The sequence below is a fragment of the Oryzisolibacter sp. LB2S genome, from assembly GCF_040732315.1.
Taxonomy (GTDB): domain Bacteria; phylum Pseudomonadota; class Gammaproteobacteria; order Burkholderiales; family Burkholderiaceae_C; genus Alicycliphilus; species Alicycliphilus soli.
The window spans coordinates 2,412,619-2,427,855 of the sequence record NZ_CP160388.1 but is presented as its reverse complement, the minus strand read 5'-3'; the positions used below and the strand labels follow the sequence as shown (position 1 = coordinate 2,427,855).

Annotated in this window: 9 protein-coding genes; 3 read left to right on the top strand and 6 right to left on the bottom strand. The window is 69.0% G+C overall.

From position 1 onward, the window contains the following. Positions 1–15 precede the first annotated feature (15 nt). Both ABUE11_RS11460 and ABUE11_RS11455 read left to right on the top strand, forming a co-directional pair. A complete protein-coding gene (locus ABUE11_RS11460; protein WP_367065443.1) occupies positions 16–1,557 on the top strand; it encodes a 2-isopropylmalate synthase in 1,542 nt (513 codons plus the stop codon). Positions 1,558–1,713: 156 nt separating this feature from the next. After that, positions 1,714–2,796 (top strand): serine hydrolase, encoded by a 1,083-nt coding sequence (locus tag ABUE11_RS11455; RefSeq protein ID WP_367065442.1) that lies wholly within the window; start codon positions 1,714–1,716, stop codon positions 2,794–2,796. Positions 2,797–2,818: 22 nt separating this feature from the next. Here the strand turns inward: ABUE11_RS11455 and ABUE11_RS11450 are convergent, their stop codons facing one another. The 6 genes from ABUE11_RS11450 to ABUE11_RS11425 all read right to left on the bottom strand — a co-directional run bounded on the left by ABUE11_RS11450 (position 2,819) and on the right by ABUE11_RS11425 (position 13,170). After that, positions 2,819–3,625, bottom strand: a complete 807-nt coding sequence (locus tag ABUE11_RS11450; RefSeq protein WP_367065441.1) for an IclR family transcriptional regulator — start codon at positions 3,623–3,625, stop codon at positions 2,819–2,821. A 131-nt stretch (positions 3,626–3,756) separates the two neighbouring features. Beyond that, positions 3,757–5,259, bottom strand: a complete 1,503-nt coding sequence (gene putP / locus ABUE11_RS11445; protein ID WP_367065440.1) for a sodium/proline symporter PutP — start codon at positions 5,257–5,259, stop codon at positions 3,757–3,759. 178 nt (positions 5,260–5,437) lie between these two features. After that, on the bottom strand, positions 5,438–9,442 hold the full coding sequence (putA, locus tag ABUE11_RS11440) for a trifunctional transcriptional regulator/proline dehydrogenase/L-glutamate gamma-semialdehyde dehydrogenase (RefSeq protein ID WP_367068811.1): 4,005 nt from the start codon (positions 9,440–9,442) through the stop codon (positions 5,438–5,440). A 145-nt stretch (positions 9,443–9,587) separates the two neighbouring features. Further along, positions 9,588–10,676, bottom strand: coding sequence for a phosphotransferase family protein (locus ABUE11_RS11435; protein ID WP_367065439.1), 1,089 nt, complete (start codon positions 10,674–10,676; stop codon positions 9,588–9,590). Between the two features lie 34 nt (positions 10,677–10,710). Next, positions 10,711–11,430, bottom strand: coding sequence for a Crp/Fnr family transcriptional regulator (locus ABUE11_RS11430; RefSeq protein WP_367065438.1), 720 nt, complete (start codon positions 11,428–11,430; stop codon positions 10,711–10,713). A 219-nt stretch (positions 11,431–11,649) separates the two neighbouring features. Continuing rightward, a complete protein-coding gene (locus tag ABUE11_RS11425; RefSeq protein WP_367065437.1) occupies positions 11,650–13,170 on the bottom strand; it encodes a 3-hydroxyacyl-CoA dehydrogenase in 1,521 nt (506 codons plus the stop codon). Positions 13,171–13,295: 125 nt separating this feature from the next. Between ABUE11_RS11425 and ABUE11_RS11420 the strand changes: the two genes are divergently transcribed. Further along, entirely contained in the window at positions 13,296–15,236 is a 1,941-nt protein-coding gene (locus tag ABUE11_RS11420; protein ID WP_367065436.1) for a hypothetical protein, read from the top strand. Position 15,237 lies beyond the last annotated feature (1 nt).

Genomic DNA, 15,237 nt, shown 5'->3' with positions numbered 1-15,237 from the left:
GACAGAAGGCACACCATGAGCTCCGACAAACTCATCATCTTCGACACCACCTTGCGCGACGGCGAGCAGTCGCCCGGCGCCAGCATGACGCGCGACGAGAAGCTGCGCATCGCACGCCAGCTCGAGCGCCTGAAGGTGGACGTGATCGAGGCCGGCTTTGCCGCCAGCAGCAATGGCGACTTCGAGTGCGTGCAGGCGATCGCGCGCGCCATCAAGGATTCCACCGTGTGCTCGCTCTCGCGCGCCAACGACCGCGACATTGCGCGCGCGGCCGAGGCGCTCAAGGACGCGCAGCGCGGGCGCATCCACACCTTCATCGCCACCAGCCCGCTGCACATGGAGAAGAAGCTGCGCATGACGCCCGAGGAGGTGCTCGAGCAGTCGCGCCTGGCCGTGCGCTTTGCGCGCAACCTCATGGAGGACATCGAATTCAGCGCCGAAGACGGTTACCGCAGCGACATCGACTTCCTCGCGCGCGTGTGCGAGGTGGTGATCAACGAGGGCGCGACCACCATCAACATCCCCGATACCGTGGGCTATGCCATCCCCGAGCTCTATGGCCACTTCATCAAGACGCTGCGCGAGAAGGTCCCCAACAGTGACAAGGCCATCTGGAGCGTGCACTGCCACAACGACCTGGGCATGGCCGTGGCCAACAGCCTGGCCGGCGTGAAGATCGGTGGCGCGCGCCAGGTGGAGTGCACCATCAACGGCCTGGGCGAGCGCGCGGGCAACTGCTCGCTCGAGGAGATCGTCATGGCCGTCAAGACCCGGCGTGACTACTTCGGCCTGGACGTGGGCATTGACACCTCCCAGATCGTGCCCGCGAGCAAGATGGTCAGCACCACCACGGGCTTCGTGGTGCAGCCCAACAAGGCCGTGGTGGGCGCCAATGCCTTTGCGCACGCGAGCGGCATTCACCAGGATGGCGTGCTCAAGGCGCGCGACACCTACGAGATCATGCGCGCCGAGGACGTCGGCTGGAGCGCCAACAAGATCGTGCTGGGCAAGCTCTCGGGACGCACGGCGTTCAAGCAGCGCCTGCAGGAGCTGGGCGTGGTGCTCGAATCCGAGGGCGAGATCATGGCCGCCTTCGCCAAGTTCAAGGATCTGGCCGACCGCAAGAGCGAGATCTTCGACGAGGACATCCTGGCCCTGGTCAGTGACGAGAGCGTGACGGCCGAGAAGGAGCATTACGGCTTCATCTCGCTCGCCCAGCACAGCGAAACCGGTGAAATGCCGCATGCCGAGATCGTCTTCACCATCGGCGGGCGCGAGGTGCGCGGCCTGTCCGACGGCAACGGCCCGGTCGATGCGTCGCTCAAGGCCATCGAGAGCCAGGTCAAGAGTGGCGCGGAGATGGTGCTGTACTCGGTCAACGCCATCAGCGGCAACACGGAAAGCCAGGGCGAGGTGACGGTGCGGCTGCAGAACAGCGGTCGCATCGTCAACGGCGTTGGCGCCGACCCGGACATCGTCGTGGCCTCGGCCAAGGCTTACTTGAGCGCGCTCAACAAGCTGTACAGCCACACGGACCGCGTTGCCGCGCAGGGCTGACTGCCACACGTCACCATCACCGTGCAAGGGGGAAAAGTACCCTCCCTAGTTTATAATTCAGACGATCAATGAAGAAGGCCGTGCAAGGTGTTGATCTTGCGCGGCTTTTTTTAATTCTATAAACTCGCGTACAGTTTTTTACGTTCGGAGCCTCAGATGCACGCGCGCCTTCGCATCGCCTCTCGCCTTTCCCGTGCCGTCGCCTTCCTGGCTCTTGGTCTGGCGCTGGCCATTCCCCAGGTCGAGGCAGCTCAGCGCAAGCCTGCGGGGGCCAAGAAGGCTGCGACCGTATCCAAACGCGTCGCGGTCAAGCAAAAGCACAAGTCGACGGCTTCGAAATCCACGCGCGTGTCTGCGCGCAGCGCCCGCGCTCCGGTGCGCATGGCGGCTGCCGTGCCGGCACGCCCATCGTTCGGGCAGCTCGCGGGCCTGCATCAGGTGGATGATCCGCTCGACCTCAAGTCCAGCGTGGCGCTGGTCATGGACCAGGACACCAAGGAGGTGCTGCTGAGCAAGAACGACCATGCGGTGCTGCCCATTGCCTCCATTACCAAGCTCATGACGGGGCTGCTGATCTCGGAGGCGCACCTGCCCATGGACGAACCCATCACCATCACCCAGGACGATGTGGACACCGAGAAGGGCAGCGGCTCGCGCCTGGTCGTCGGCACCACGCTCACGCGCGGCGAGATGCTGCACCTGGCGCTGATGTCGAGCGAGAACCGTGCGGCCCACGCGCTGGGCCGCACCTATCCGGGCGGGCTCGATGCCTTCGTGCAGCGCATGAACGCCAAGGCCAGGCTGCTGGGCATGACCGAGACGCGCTATGTCGAGCCCACGGGCCTGTCCAGCAAGAACCAGTCCAGCGCCCATGACCTGGCCACGCTGGTGAACGTGGCGCATGGCGATCCGCTGCTGCGCGAGCTCTCCACCTCTCCGGGCCATGAGGTCCAGGTGGGCAGCCGGGTGCTGCAGTACAACAACACCAACCGGCTCGTGAAGAATCCGGCCTGGGACATCGGCCTGCAGAAGACGGGCTACATCTCCGAGGCGGGGCGTTGCCTCGTGATGCAGGCCCAGGTGGCGGGCCGCAAGCTGATCATGGTGTTCCTGGATTCGGCCGGCAAGTTCAGCCGTCTGGCCGACGCCGAGCGCGTGCGCTCCTGGGTGGAAAAGCTGCCCCCGGTCGGCAGCGGCGGCGCCCATGTGAGCGCCGTGGTCGCAGGGCCCAGGAGCTGACCCCGCGGCTGCTCACCGCCGCTCAGGCAGTACCCGAGAGTGATGTGCGCTGGCCCGTGGTATAGCCCAGGGCCAGCGAGATCTCGTGGGCGGCAGCCTGCAGCTTGGGCAGCCAGCCGTCGTCGAGCCGGTCGGCGGGCGCCGAGATCGACAGGCCGGCCACGAGCTGGCCCTGGTCGTCGAATACCCCCGCCGCCATGCAGCGCACGCCGAGCTCCAGCTCCTCGTTGTCGCGCGCCACGCCGTATTGCCGCGCCTTGCCCAGTTCCCGCTCCAGCGTCGCCAGCTGTGTGATGCTGTTGCGCGTGTGGCCGGGCAGGCCCGTGCGCGTGGCATAGGCGCGCACGCGCTGCGGGTCGTCCGCGGCGAGAAACAGCTTGCCCGTCGACGTCAGGTGCAGCGGCGCATGCCCGCCGATGGCGCGCACCACCTGCATGCCCGAGCGCTCGCTGTAGGCGCGTTCGACGTAGACGATCTCGTCGCCCTGGCGCACGCTCAGGTTGACGGGCTGCTGGATCAGCTTGTGCAGCTGGCGCATGGGCGCCATGGCCGCGTCGCGCACCGACAGGCGCGCCTTGACGAGGTTGCCCAGCTCCAGCAGCCGCATGCCCAGGCGGTAGCTGCCCGACTCGGGCCGGTCGACGAAGCGGCCTATGGTCAGGTCGTTGAGGATGCGGTGGGCGGTGGAGGGGTGCAGTCCCGTGCGCTCGCTGATCTCCTTGAGCGAGACGGATTCCTCTTTCGAGGCCAGCACGTCGATCAGTTGGAACATGCGCTCGAGCACCTGGACATTGGGCTTGGCATGCATGTCGACCGGGTTCTTCTTCATGGTGATGAAAACGGTTACCAATCGTTCATTTTATCTGGTGAAAAGAATCTCTGCAGACGACGAGGCCCGGCACCGCCGTGGCAGTGCCGGGCCTCGTTCCCGGATGGATCAGGCCGCTGGCCTGAGCGAGGTCAAGACACGCTGAGCTGTGCGAACTCGCGCTGCACCGCGCCATGGGCCTGGCGCATGCTCGTGGAGGGTGAGCTGCTGAGCACGCTGACCACCATCACCGCGATCCAGCCCAGGATGAAGCCGGGCACGATCTCGTACAGGCCCAGCCAGCCGAACTGCTTCCACACCAGCACCGTGACGGCGCCGGCGACGATGCCCGCGAGCGCTCCCGCGCGCGTCATGCGCTCCCACCACAGCGACAGGATGATCACCGGCCCGAACGCGGCGCCAAATCCGGCCCAGGCGTAGCTGACCATGCCCAGCACCTTGGACTCGGGGTTGCTGGCAATGCCGATGGCCACGAGGGCCACCACCAGCACCATGATGCGGCCGACCCAGACCAGCTCCTGCTGGCTGGCGTTCTTGCGCAGGAAGGCGCGGTAGATGTCCTCCGTCAGCGCGCTCGAGCACACCAGCAGCTGGCACGACAGCGTGCTCATCACCGCGGCGAGGATGGCGGCCAGCAGGGCGCCGGCGATCCAGGGGTTGAAGAGCTGCTTGGAGATTTCCATGAACACCGTCTCGGCATTGGCGTTGACCGCGGCCGCGCCGCCCTCGTGCAGCGCGAAGTAGGGGATGCCGATGAAGCCCACGGCCACCGCACCCACGAGGCACAGAATCATCCAGGTCATGCTGATGCGCCGCGCGGCGGGAATGGTCTGCACCGACGAGGCCGCCATGAAGCGCACCAGGATGTGCGGCTGGCCGAAATAGCCCAGGCCCCAGGCCAGCAGCGAGACGATGCCGACAAGGCTGGCGCCACGCATCATGTCGAACTTCTCGGGCGCCACGATGGCATGCCAGTCCTGCCCCGGCTGCAGCTGGCCCTGCACGGCCAGCCAGGCGATCACGGGGGCGAGGATGAGCGCGGTGATCATGAGCGAGGCCTGGATGGTGTCGGTCCAGCTCACGGCCAGAAAGCCGCCGATCAGCACATAGGCGATGGTGCAGGCCGCGCCCACCCACAGCGCGGTGGTGTAGGGCATGCCGAACATGTTCTCGAACAGGCGCGCGCCCGCGACCACACCCGAGGCGCAGTAGAGCGTGAAGAACACCAGGATCACCAGGGCGGTGACGATGCGCAGCAGATTGCCCTTGTCCTCGAAGCGGTTGGCCAGGTAGTCGGGCAGCGTGAGGGCGTTGCCCGCGCGCTCGGTGTACAGGCGCAGGCGCGCCGCCACCAGGCGCCAGTTGAGGTAGGCGCCGGCCACGAGGCCGATGGCGATCCAGGCCTCGGACAGGCCCGAGACATAGACCGCGCCGGGCAGGCCCATGAGCAGCCAGCCGCTCATGTCCGAGGCGCCGGCCGACAGCGCCGTGACGAAGCTGCCCAGGCTGCGCCCGCCCAGGATGTAGTCCGACAGGTTCTTGGTGCCGAGGTACCCCAGGGCGCCGATGCCGAGCATGGCGACCAGGTAGATGGCGAACATGATCGCCGTGGGGTCGTTCCAGGAAAGTTGCATGGTGAAATCTCTATGGTTTTTATAGCTTCCGGCGCTTGTTGGGCAAGCGCTAGAGCCAGTTTTTAATCAAATATCGATAAGCCTGTCGTCATCCCCTCTATCGCGGGGATGACGGGGCGGTGGTCAGGCGCGACTCATATGCGCCGCCGCCCGCACCGCCCTGTCGTGAATGGCCGCCTCACGCCATGGTCATGAGCTGGGCGTTGCCGCCCGCGGCCGCGGTGTTGGTGCTGATGGACTGCTCGTGCACCAGCGCCGCGAGGTCGTAGCCCAGGCCTGCGGCGAGCTCGTCGCTGCTGCGGCTTTCCACGCGCACGATGGCGCCCTCGCGCGCGGCGACCAGCGCACCCACCTGCAGCAGGGCGTCGCCGTCACCTTCGAACAGCAGGGCCGTCACCGGTGTGCTGGCGTCCTGCAGGCTTGCGGCATCGGCGCGTCGCAGCAAGTCCTGGCCGGCCGCGCCCAGGGCAGCGGCGATGGCCTCCCAGGCGGCGGCGCACCCGGAGTCGCCCTGGGACAGCACCACATGGCAGCGGTTGCCGCTGGCCAGCGCCGCGGCCAGCTGGTGCACCAGGCCCAGCGGTGTGCGCGGCAGGGCCCACACGGGGCCGCGCGGCAGCAGGCGGTAGCGGTTGGACTCACCCGTGGGGCCGGGCAGCAGCCAGCTCGCGCCCTGGCGCGAGGCGGCCAGCGCCGCATCACAGGCGGCGCGCGCCAGCGCGGCATCCACGTCGGGCAGGGCCGTCTGCTGCAGGCGCGCGAGCAGTTGCAGCGTGGGCTGCTGCGCGTGATCGACCTCGGAATGCGGCAGCGCGGCCAGCGCGGTGTTGGGCGCGCCCTGCACCAGGCGGTGCAGGTAGAGCGGCCCACCGGCCTTGGGGCCCGTGCCCGACAGGCCCATGCCGCCAAAGGGCTGCACGCCCACCACGGCGCCGATCACGTTGCGGTTCACATAGAGGTTGCCGGCCTGCACGCGCTCGCTCAGGTGGGCAATGGTCTCGTCGATGCGGCTGTGCACGCCAAAAGTCAGGCCATAGCCCGTGGCGTTGATGCCGTCGATGAGGGCGTCGAGCTGCTCGCGCTGGAATCGGATGACATGCAAAACCGGGCCAAACACCTCACGGGTCAAGCGCGACGTACTATCAATTTCAATGATGGCCGGGGCCACGAAATGGCCGTTGAGTTGGCCATCCTGGCGCTGCACGCGCGTGACCTTCTGGCCCGCGTCCTGCATGCGCTGGATATGCGCCTCGATCTGCGCGCGTGCCTCGCCGTCGATCACGGGGCCGACGTCGGTGCTCTGGCGGTCGGGGTTGCCCATGGTCCATTCCTGCAGCGCGCCGTGCAGCATGGCCAAGGTGCGATCGGCCACGTCCTCCTGCAGGCAAAGCACGCGCAGCGCCGAGCAGCGCTGGCCGGCCGAGTCGAAGGCCGAGGACAGCACGTCGGCCACCACCTGCTCGGCCAGGGCCGAGGAGTCCACGATCATGGCGTTCTGCCCGCCGGTCTCGGCGATCAGCGGTATGGGGTGGCCGCTGGGCGAGAGGCGGGTGCTGAGCTGGCGCGCGATCAGGCGCGCCACCTCGGTCGAGCCGGTGAACATCACGCCCGCGACCTGCGGGTGCGCCACCAGGGCCGCGCCCACGGTCTCGCCGCGGCCGGGCACGAGCTGCAGCGCGCCCTGGGGCACGCCGGCCTCGTGCAGGATCTGCACCATGGCCGCGGCCGTGAGCGGCGTCTGCTCGGCCGGCTTGGCCAGCACGGTGTTGCCCGCGGCCAGGGCCGCGGCCACCTGGCCGCAGAAGATGGCCAGTGGGAAGTTCCAGGGGCTGATGGCGAGGATGACGCCGAGCGGGCGCTGTGCGGCGTTGTCGAACTGCGCGGCCACCTGGGCGCCGTAGTAGCGCAGGAAGTCCACGGCCTCGCGGATCTCGGCCACGGCGTTGGGCAGGGTCTTGCCGGCCTCGCGCTGGATCAGGCCCATGAGCGGCTGGCTGCGCTGCTCGAGCAGGTCGGCCGCGCGGGCCAGCGCATCGGCGCGCGCGGCCGGGGGCGTGCCGGCCCAGATGGGCGCGGCCTGGGCGGCGCGCTCGGCGGCGGCCTGGGCCTCGTCGGCGCTGGCCTCGCGCACCCAGCCCACGATGTCGGAAAGCTCGGCCGGGTTGCGCAGCGGCTCCCAGCCCGGCGTCTGCGCCGGGTTGGCGGGCAGCGGGGTCTGGGGCGCAGCGGCCAGATAGGTCTGGCGCGTGCTGTAGAGCAGGGCGGCGGCGAGCGATGCGAGCTGCTGCTCGTGCGCCAGGTTCAGGCCCTGGGAGTTGGCGCGCGCCAGCCGGCCCTCGCCCGCGAACAGGTCGTGGGGCAGGGCAATGCGCGGGTGCGGTGCGCCCAGGCGGCCTTCGTCTCGGGCGATGGCGAGTACGTCCTCGACCGGGTCGCTCACGAGCTCGGCCACGGGCACGCTGGCGTCACCGATGCGGTTGACGAACGAGGTGTTGGCGCCGTTTTCCAACAGGCGCCGCACCAGGTAGGCGAGCAGCGTCTCGTGACTGCCCACGGGGGCGTAGATGCGGCAGGGGCGCGCGAGCTTGCCCTCGGCTGCGGGGCCGGTGACCTGCGCGTACAGCGGTTCGCCCATGCCATGCAGGCATTGAAACTCGTACTGGCCGCTGTAGTAGCTACCGCCCACGCTGGCGGCCAGCTGGTAGATGCTGGCGAGCGTCTGGGCGTTGTGCGTGGCGAACTGCGGGTAGACGGCGTCGGGCGCCTCCAGCAGCTTTCTCGCGCAGGCCAGGTAGCTCACGTCGGTATAGACCTTGCGCGTGTAGACCGGGTAGCCGGCCAGGCCGTCGAGCTGGGCGCGCTTGATCTCGCTGTCCCAGTACGCGCCCTTGACCAGGCGGATCATGAGGCGCCGGCGGCTGCGCCGCGCCAGATCGATCAGGTATTCGATGACATGCGGGCAGCGCTTTTGATACGCCTGCACCACAAAGCCTATGCCGCTCCAGCCCTTGAGACTGGGCGCGGCGCACAGCGCCTCCATCAGGTCGAGCGAGAGCTCCAGGCGGTCGGCTTCCTCGGCGTCGATGTTCATGCCGATGTCGTACTGCTTGGCCAGTTCCGCCAGGTGCAGCACGCGCGGCAGCAACTCGCCCATCACGCGGTCGTACTGCGCGCGCGAATAGCGCGGGTGCAGGGCCGAGAGCTTGATGGAGATGCCCGGGCCCTCGAAGATGCCGCGCCCGGCCGAGGCGGCGCCAATGGCGTGGATGGCCTGCTCGTAGTCGCGGAGGTAGCGCTGGGCGTCGGCTTCCGTCGCGGCGGCCTCGCCCAGCATGTCGTAGCTGTAGCGAAAGCCCTGGGCCTCGTATTTGCGGCTGTTGGCCAGGGCCTCGGAGATGTTCTGGCCGGTGACGAACTGCTCGCCCATGAGCTTCATGGCGCGGTGCACGCCCTGGCGGATCAGCGGCTCGCCGCCCTTGCCGATGACGCGCGTGAGCGCAGACGACAGGCTCTTCTCGCTGTTGGTGGAAGTCAGCTTGCCTGTGAGCACCAGGCCCCAGGCGGCGGCGTTGACGAAGAGGGACGGCGAGCGGCCCACATGCGACTTCCAATCGCCCTTGCTGATCTTGTCGCGAATCAGCGCGTCGCGCGTGGCCTTGTCGGGGATGCGCAGCAGCGCCTCGGCCAGGCACATCAGCGCCACGCCCTCCTGGCTGGAGAGCGAAAACTCCTGCACCAGCGCGGCCACGCCGCTGGTCACGGGCGCGTCGCGCAGGCCCTGCACCAGGCGCGTGGCCAGCTCGCGCACCTTGGCGGCCTGGGCCTCGTCCTGCGTGCGTGCCAGCGGCAGCAGCGCGGGCAGGCATTCGGTCTCGGGCCGATGCCAGGCGGCCGTGATGGCGGCGCGCAGCGGCGTCTGCGGCAGGATGGACTGGGCGAAGGCGAGGAAGGGTTGCGCCTCCTGCGGGGCGGTGGGTTGCACCTCCTCCCGGCCGTCCTCGGGCGTGGCCTCGTCGGCGCCGAGGACGCGGATGGTGGTCGCGCCGCGCTCGAGCGCGTCCACATATTGGACGACGGCCTGCTTGATCAGCCAGTGCGGTGTGCGGTTGAGATTCTGCGCGGCGTTGCGAATGCGCTCGCGCAGCAGGTCATCGACCTTGATGCCAACGGTAGTGCTCATGATGCGAATAGGTGCAACCAATAGTGGTCGCGACTATCGCAAGGTTGCGCTTTTATGACTACAGGGTAAACCCTTGAACGAATGTTTGGGTTTACCTGTTGTTGCAAAGCACCGCTGGCGTCTGCCCCAGGCGGTTCTCAGGTGGCCCTCAGGCGGTCTTCTGCGCGAACGACCAGGCCAGCTGCGCCAGGGGGCGGGCCGTGGCGCCGGCGGCACGGGCCTGGGCGCTGGCCGCGGTGCCGGCCTCCACGCGCTTGGCGATGCCCTGCAGGATGGCGGCGATGCGGAACATGTTGTAGGCGAGGTAGAAGTTCCAGTCCGCCAGCAGGCCGTCCACGTCGGCGATGCCCGTGCGCGCGCAGTAGCGGCGGATGTAGTCCTCTTCCTCGGGGATGCCCAGCGCCTTCAGGTCGCAGCCGCCTATGCCGCGCGAGAGCGATGCGGGGATATGCCAGCTCATGCAGTGGTAGGCGAAGTCCGCCAGCGGGTGGCCGAGCGTGGACAGCTCCCAGTCGAGCACGGCGATCACGCGCGGCTCGGTGGGGTGGAACATGAGGTTGTCCAGCCGGTAGTCGCCGTGCACGATGGCCACGCGGCTGTCGTCGCGCGCGCTCGCGGGCATGTGCGCGGGCAGCCAGTCCATGAGCCGGTCCATCTCGGCGATCGGCTCGGTGATGGAGGCCTGGTACTGCTTGCTCCAGCGGCCGATCTGGCGCTCGAAGTAGTTGCCGGGCTTGCCATAGTCGGCCAGGCCCCGCGCGGCGAAGTCCACCGAGTGCAGCGCGGCGATCACGCGGTTCATCTCGTCGTAGATGGGGCCGCGCTCGGCCTGGCTCATGTCGGGCAGGGTCTGGTCCCAGAGCACGCGGCCCTGCATGAACTCCATGATGTAGAAGGCGCGGCCGATGACGGATTCGTCCTCGCACAGCGCCAGCATCTGCGGCACGGGCACGCCGCTGCCCGCCAGGCCACGCATGACGGCGTATTCGCGCTCTATGGCATGGGCCGAGGGCAGCAGCTTGGCCACCGGGCCGGGCTTGGTGCGCATGACGAAGCTGCGTGTGGGCGTGACCAGCCTGTAGGTGGGGTTGGACTGGCCGCCCTTGAACATCTCCACCGTGAGCGGCCCGGCAAAGTCCGGCACATGCCGCTGCAGCCAGGCGCCGAGGGCGGCCGTGTCGAACGCGTGCTGGTCGGAGACGGGGCGGGTGCCGATGAAATGCTCGAACTGGCTCATGGGTGGCAATGTCCTTGGGGTGATGGTGATGGGTTCAGGCGGCGGTCTCGGCGATGCGCAGCAGCGCGTCGCGCTCGCGTACCACCAGGCCGCCCGGCTCGATGCGGATGGCGCCCTCGCGTTCCATGGCCTTGAGCTCCTGGTTCACGCGCTGGCGCGAGGCGCCCAGCAGCTGGGCCAGCTCCTCCTGGGCCAGCTGCAGGCCGATGCGGATCTCGCTGCCGTCCTGCAGGCTGGGCACGCCATAGCTGCGCACCAGGTGCAGCAGCTGCTTGGCCAGGCGCGCGCGCAGGGGCAGGGTGTTGAGGTCTTCCACCAGGCCGAACAGCTGGCGTATGCGCCGCGCCTGCAGGCGCAGCATGGCTTCGTAGAACTCGGTGTGCTGGGCGAGGATGTTCTTGAAGTCCGCGCGCGAGACGCTGAGGATGGTGGTGTCGCCATGGGCGTAGGCGTCGTGCGTGCGCCGGTCGCCGTCGAACAGCGCCACATCGCCGAACCAGATGCCCGGCTCCACATAGGTCAGCGTGATCTGCTTGCCCGACAGCGAGGTCGAGCTCACGCGCACCGCGCCGCGTGCGCAGCCGATCCAGCCCTCGGGCTGGTCGCCGCGCGCCGCCAGCAGGGCGCCGTCCTTGTAGCGTTTGACCGTGGCGCATCGCAGTATGTCGTGGCGCAGGGAAGGGGAGAGGGAGGAGAACCAGCGACCGTTGTTGATCGCCTCGCGTTCCTCCATGGTAAGAATCGGTTCGTCCATGGTCTGTCGTTTACGTGACGCGGTGGGGACTATTGTCGTGCCGGGCAGGGGCGGGCCGGCGTGGGGCTGTCGCATGGGTGTCCCCTGGCCCGATGGGGGAGCCTCCGCCCCACCATCAGGGCACACGGATATATGGTGAAAATTGCCTCTGGCGCTTTGTGGAAAAGCGCTGAAAGCTATTGTTTTGAGAGTGTTTAGAGGCCCAGCCCGCGCGCCCCGTCAGGGCTCTTCGTGCATCAGGCTCAGGCCGATGGCACCGCGCCTGCGCAGCCAGGGGCTGGGGCGGTAGCGCGGGTCGCCATAGACGGTCTGCATGTTGAACAGCACCTCCAGAATGCTGCTCGGCCCCCAGCGGTCACCCATGGCGAGCGGCCCGAGCGGGTAGCCCAGGCCCAGGGTGACGGCCGTCTCCAGGTCCCTGGGGCTGCAGATGCGCTGCTGGCAGATGTCGGCGGCGATGTTCACGATGGTGGCCACGACGCGCTGCGTGACGAAGCCGCCCGAGTCGCGGATCACGCTCACGGCCTTGCCATCGCGCGCGAACAGCGCATGCGCGGCGCGGCGCATGTCCTCGCGCGTGGCCGGGTTGGTGGCCAGCACGCGCCGGCGCGTGGCGGCGTCGTCGATCAGCATGTCGATGCCAATGGTGCGCGTGGGATCGAGGCGCTCGACCACGGCCACCGTGGTCACGTCAAAGCCCAGCGGCGCCACCAGCGTCAGGGCGCCGGCCGAGGGCGAGGCGCCGGTCTCGATGCGCGCGCCCAGGTTCTTGAGCAGTTGGTACAAGTCGGCGCGGCGCGCCGCGCGCGGCGACACCCAGACCGGCGGCGGCTCCGCCACCTCGGGCGCGGCGGGCTCGGCGGGCAGTTGGGCCACGCCATCCACGTAGCGGTAAAAGCCCTCGCCCGTCTTGCGCCCGAGCAGGCCGCCGGCCAGGCGCTGCGCCGTGATCGCGCTGGGGCGAAAGCGCGGCTCCTCGTAGTACTGGTGGTAGATGGACTCCATGGCCGGGTGCGAGACGTCCAGTGCCGTCAGATCCATGAGCTCGAACGGCCCGAGCCTGAAGCCCGCCTGGTCGCGCAGGATGCGGTCCACCGTCGCGAAGTCGGCCACGCCCTCGCTCACGATGCGCAGCGCCTCGGTGCCAAAGCCGCGTCCCGCGTGGTTGACGATGAAGCCCGGTGTGTCCTGCGCCATCACCGGCGTATGGCCCATGGCGCGCGCGTAGTCGGCCAGGCGCGTGCAGATGGTCGGGTCGGTGCGCAGGCCGGCCACCACCTCGACCACCTTCATGAGCGGCACGGGGTTGAAGAAATGAAAGCCCGCCACGCGCTCGGGGTGGCGCAGCGGCGCGGCCACGGCCGTGATCGACAGCGACGATGTGTTGCTCGCCAGCACCGCATGGGGAGCGACGAGGGCCTCCAACTCAAGGAGCAGCGCCTGCTTGGCATCCAGGCGCTCGACGATGGCCTCCACCACCAGATCGCAGGCCGCCAGCTCGTGCAGCGCGGCCACGGGCACCAGCCTGGCAAGCCACTCGGTCACCTGGGCGGGCGTGATGCGTCCCTTGTCGGCAAGACGCTGCCATTGCGCATGGATATCGGTCCGGGCGGCATCGGCCGCCCCGGGTTTGGTGTCAAAAAGATACACCGTGCTGCCCGATTGGGCCGCTATCTGCGCGATTCCGCGCCCCATGGCGCCCGTGCCGACGATGGCTGCCGAGTGAAAGCTCACATTCATGGTCAAATCATCCAAAGGTGTAGGGACAGGCCGCGGTTTGTGTCAAAATCCATAAACATTTTGAAACCATTGTGAATATGCGTAAGCTACTAACAGGTGTCTGCTTATGCACCGCGGCGTCGGGTGTGGCGGCATTGTCGCTGGGGCCGAGCCGCGGCGCAGTGGTGCTGGGTTCGCCCGTCGATCTGATGTTCGAGGTCCGACCCGACCCGGGCCAGGACCTGGCATCGTCCTGCCTGTCGGCCCAGATGGTGCTGGGATCCCAGCGGCTGTCGGACGCGCGCGTGCAGGTGACGCCCATGCTCGGCGGGCCCTCGCCCATGGTGCGCGTGCAGACGCGCGTGGCGGCCGACGAACCCGTGCTCACCGTGACGCTGGCGGCCGGTTGTCAGGGGCGTGTGACGCGGACCTACACCTTCCTCGTCGATCCGCCGGCATCGGCCGCCGCCACGCCCGGGGCCGTCGACCGCACCGTCGCGGTCGCCCCGCGCCTGTCGGGCGGCGCCGGCTTCGCTGCTGCCGTCACTCCCGCCATTGCGGAGAACCGGCCGCGCGACCTGGCCGGCCGCGTGCCGGCGCAAAACGCAGATGGGCAGGCTGCGGCAACAGCGGGCGGCAGCGCCCGGCCCCAGACCGGCCGCCAGGCAGCGGCTGCGCAGACGCCGGCCGCGCGCCCGCGTGTGCGGACGCTGGCCGCGGCGCCCCAGGCGGCTCCCACGGCCGGCCCGCGCCTGCTCGTGGAGCCGCTGGACCTGTGGCTCGATACACCGCTGACCCTGCGCCTCACGCGCAACGAGAACCTGACGCTGTCGCCCGTCGACGAGGGCCGGCGTGCAGAGGCGGCCGCGCTGTGGAAGACGCTCAGCGCCTCGCCCGAGGACCTGCAGCAGGCCATGGCCCAACTCGACCGGCTGCAGGCCGACGCCAAGGCCCACGCCGCGCAGCTTGCGGCCGAGCGCGCGACGGCGGCCGGGCTGCGCGAGCGCCTGGAGCAGGCGCAGCGCGAGCGCTATGGCGCGGGCTGGGTCTATGGGCTGGGCGGCCTGCTGGCGCTGGCCGTAGGCGGCATGGCATGGCTGCTGCGGCGCCAGCGCGGCGAGCGCGAGCGCGCATGGAGCGATTCCGTGGCGCGCAGTGCGGCCGGCAATGGCGGTGGCGTGGTGACCCAGGGGCCCGACGGGCAGGAGCATTGGCAGGTCGAACCCGACGCGGCCGACACCTGGATACCCAGCGCGCCGCTGCCCGAGCAGGAACACCTGCACCTGCCCGTGGATGCACCGGACACCATTCCGGTCGAAGCTGCGGAGCCTGAGCCGCCCGCGCCCGCACCCCGGGTGCAGCGCGCGCAGCAGATCGCACCGCCCGAGGCGCTGTTCGACATTCAGCAACAGGCCGAGTTCTATATCTCCATTGGCGAGCACGAGCAGGCCATCGAGGTCCTTCGTGCCTATATCCAGGAGCAGGGCGACGCCATGCCCTGGGCCTATCTGGAGGCGCTGCGCCTGTTCCACATGCTCGGGCGCCCCGAGGACTTCAGGCGCCTGCGCGCGCAGTTCGAGGAGCGCTTCAACGTGCGCATCCCCGACCTGGCGCAGTTCCACGACAGCGGCCGCACGCTGGAGGACTATCCCGAGGCGCTCGCGCAGATCGAGGCGCAATGGTCCTCGCCCGAGGCGATGGCGGTGCTCGACGGCTTTCTGTTCCGGCGCGACCATGAGCGCGTCGGCGAGAGCTTCGACCTCGCGGCCTTCGACGATCTGCTGCTGTTGCTGGCCATCGTGCAGACCACGCCCGCACATCTGCGCGGCGCGCCGCCACCGCGCGCGCGCACCACGCCCAGGGCGGGCCATGCCGCGCTGCCGGCCGACCGCAGCCTGGACTCCATCGCCGGGGATTTGTCGCTCATGCCCTCGGGCTACGACGGCGTGGCGCCCGAGCCCGTGCTGGACGTGGACCTGTCGCAGGCGCGCGTGCCCGACATCGCCCTGGGGGGCGGGCCGGGCATCGATGACGACGGGCTTGACCTGCGCCTGGAGCTCGCTCAGATGGACCCCAAGCGCCCCTGAG

Bases quoted from the DNA above. Each gene is read 5' to 3' on its own strand.
- ABUE11_RS11425 (WP_367065437.1), bottom strand. From the start codon at position 13,170: ATGAATGTGAGCTTTCACTCGGCAGCCATCGTCGGCACGGGCGCCATG.
- ABUE11_RS11455 (WP_367065442.1), top strand. From the start codon at position 1,714: ATGCACGCGCGCCTTCGCATCGCCTCTCGCCTTTCCCGTGCCGTCGCC.
- ABUE11_RS11460 (WP_367065443.1), top strand. From the start codon at position 16: ATGAGCTCCGACAAACTCATCATCTTCGACACCACCTTGCGCGACGGC.
- ABUE11_RS11430 (WP_367065438.1), bottom strand. From the start codon at position 11,430: ATGGACGAACCGATTCTTACCATGGAGGAACGCGAGGCGATCAACAAC.
- ABUE11_RS11450 (WP_367065441.1), bottom strand. From the start codon at position 3,625: ATGAAGAAGAACCCGGTCGACATGCATGCCAAGCCCAATGTCCAGGTG.
- putP (WP_367065440.1), bottom strand. From the start codon at position 5,259: ATGCAACTTTCCTGGAACGACCCCACGGCGATCATGTTCGCCATCTAC.
- ABUE11_RS11435 (WP_367065439.1), bottom strand. From the start codon at position 10,676: ATGAGCCAGTTCGAGCATTTCATCGGCACCCGCCCCGTCTCCGACCAG.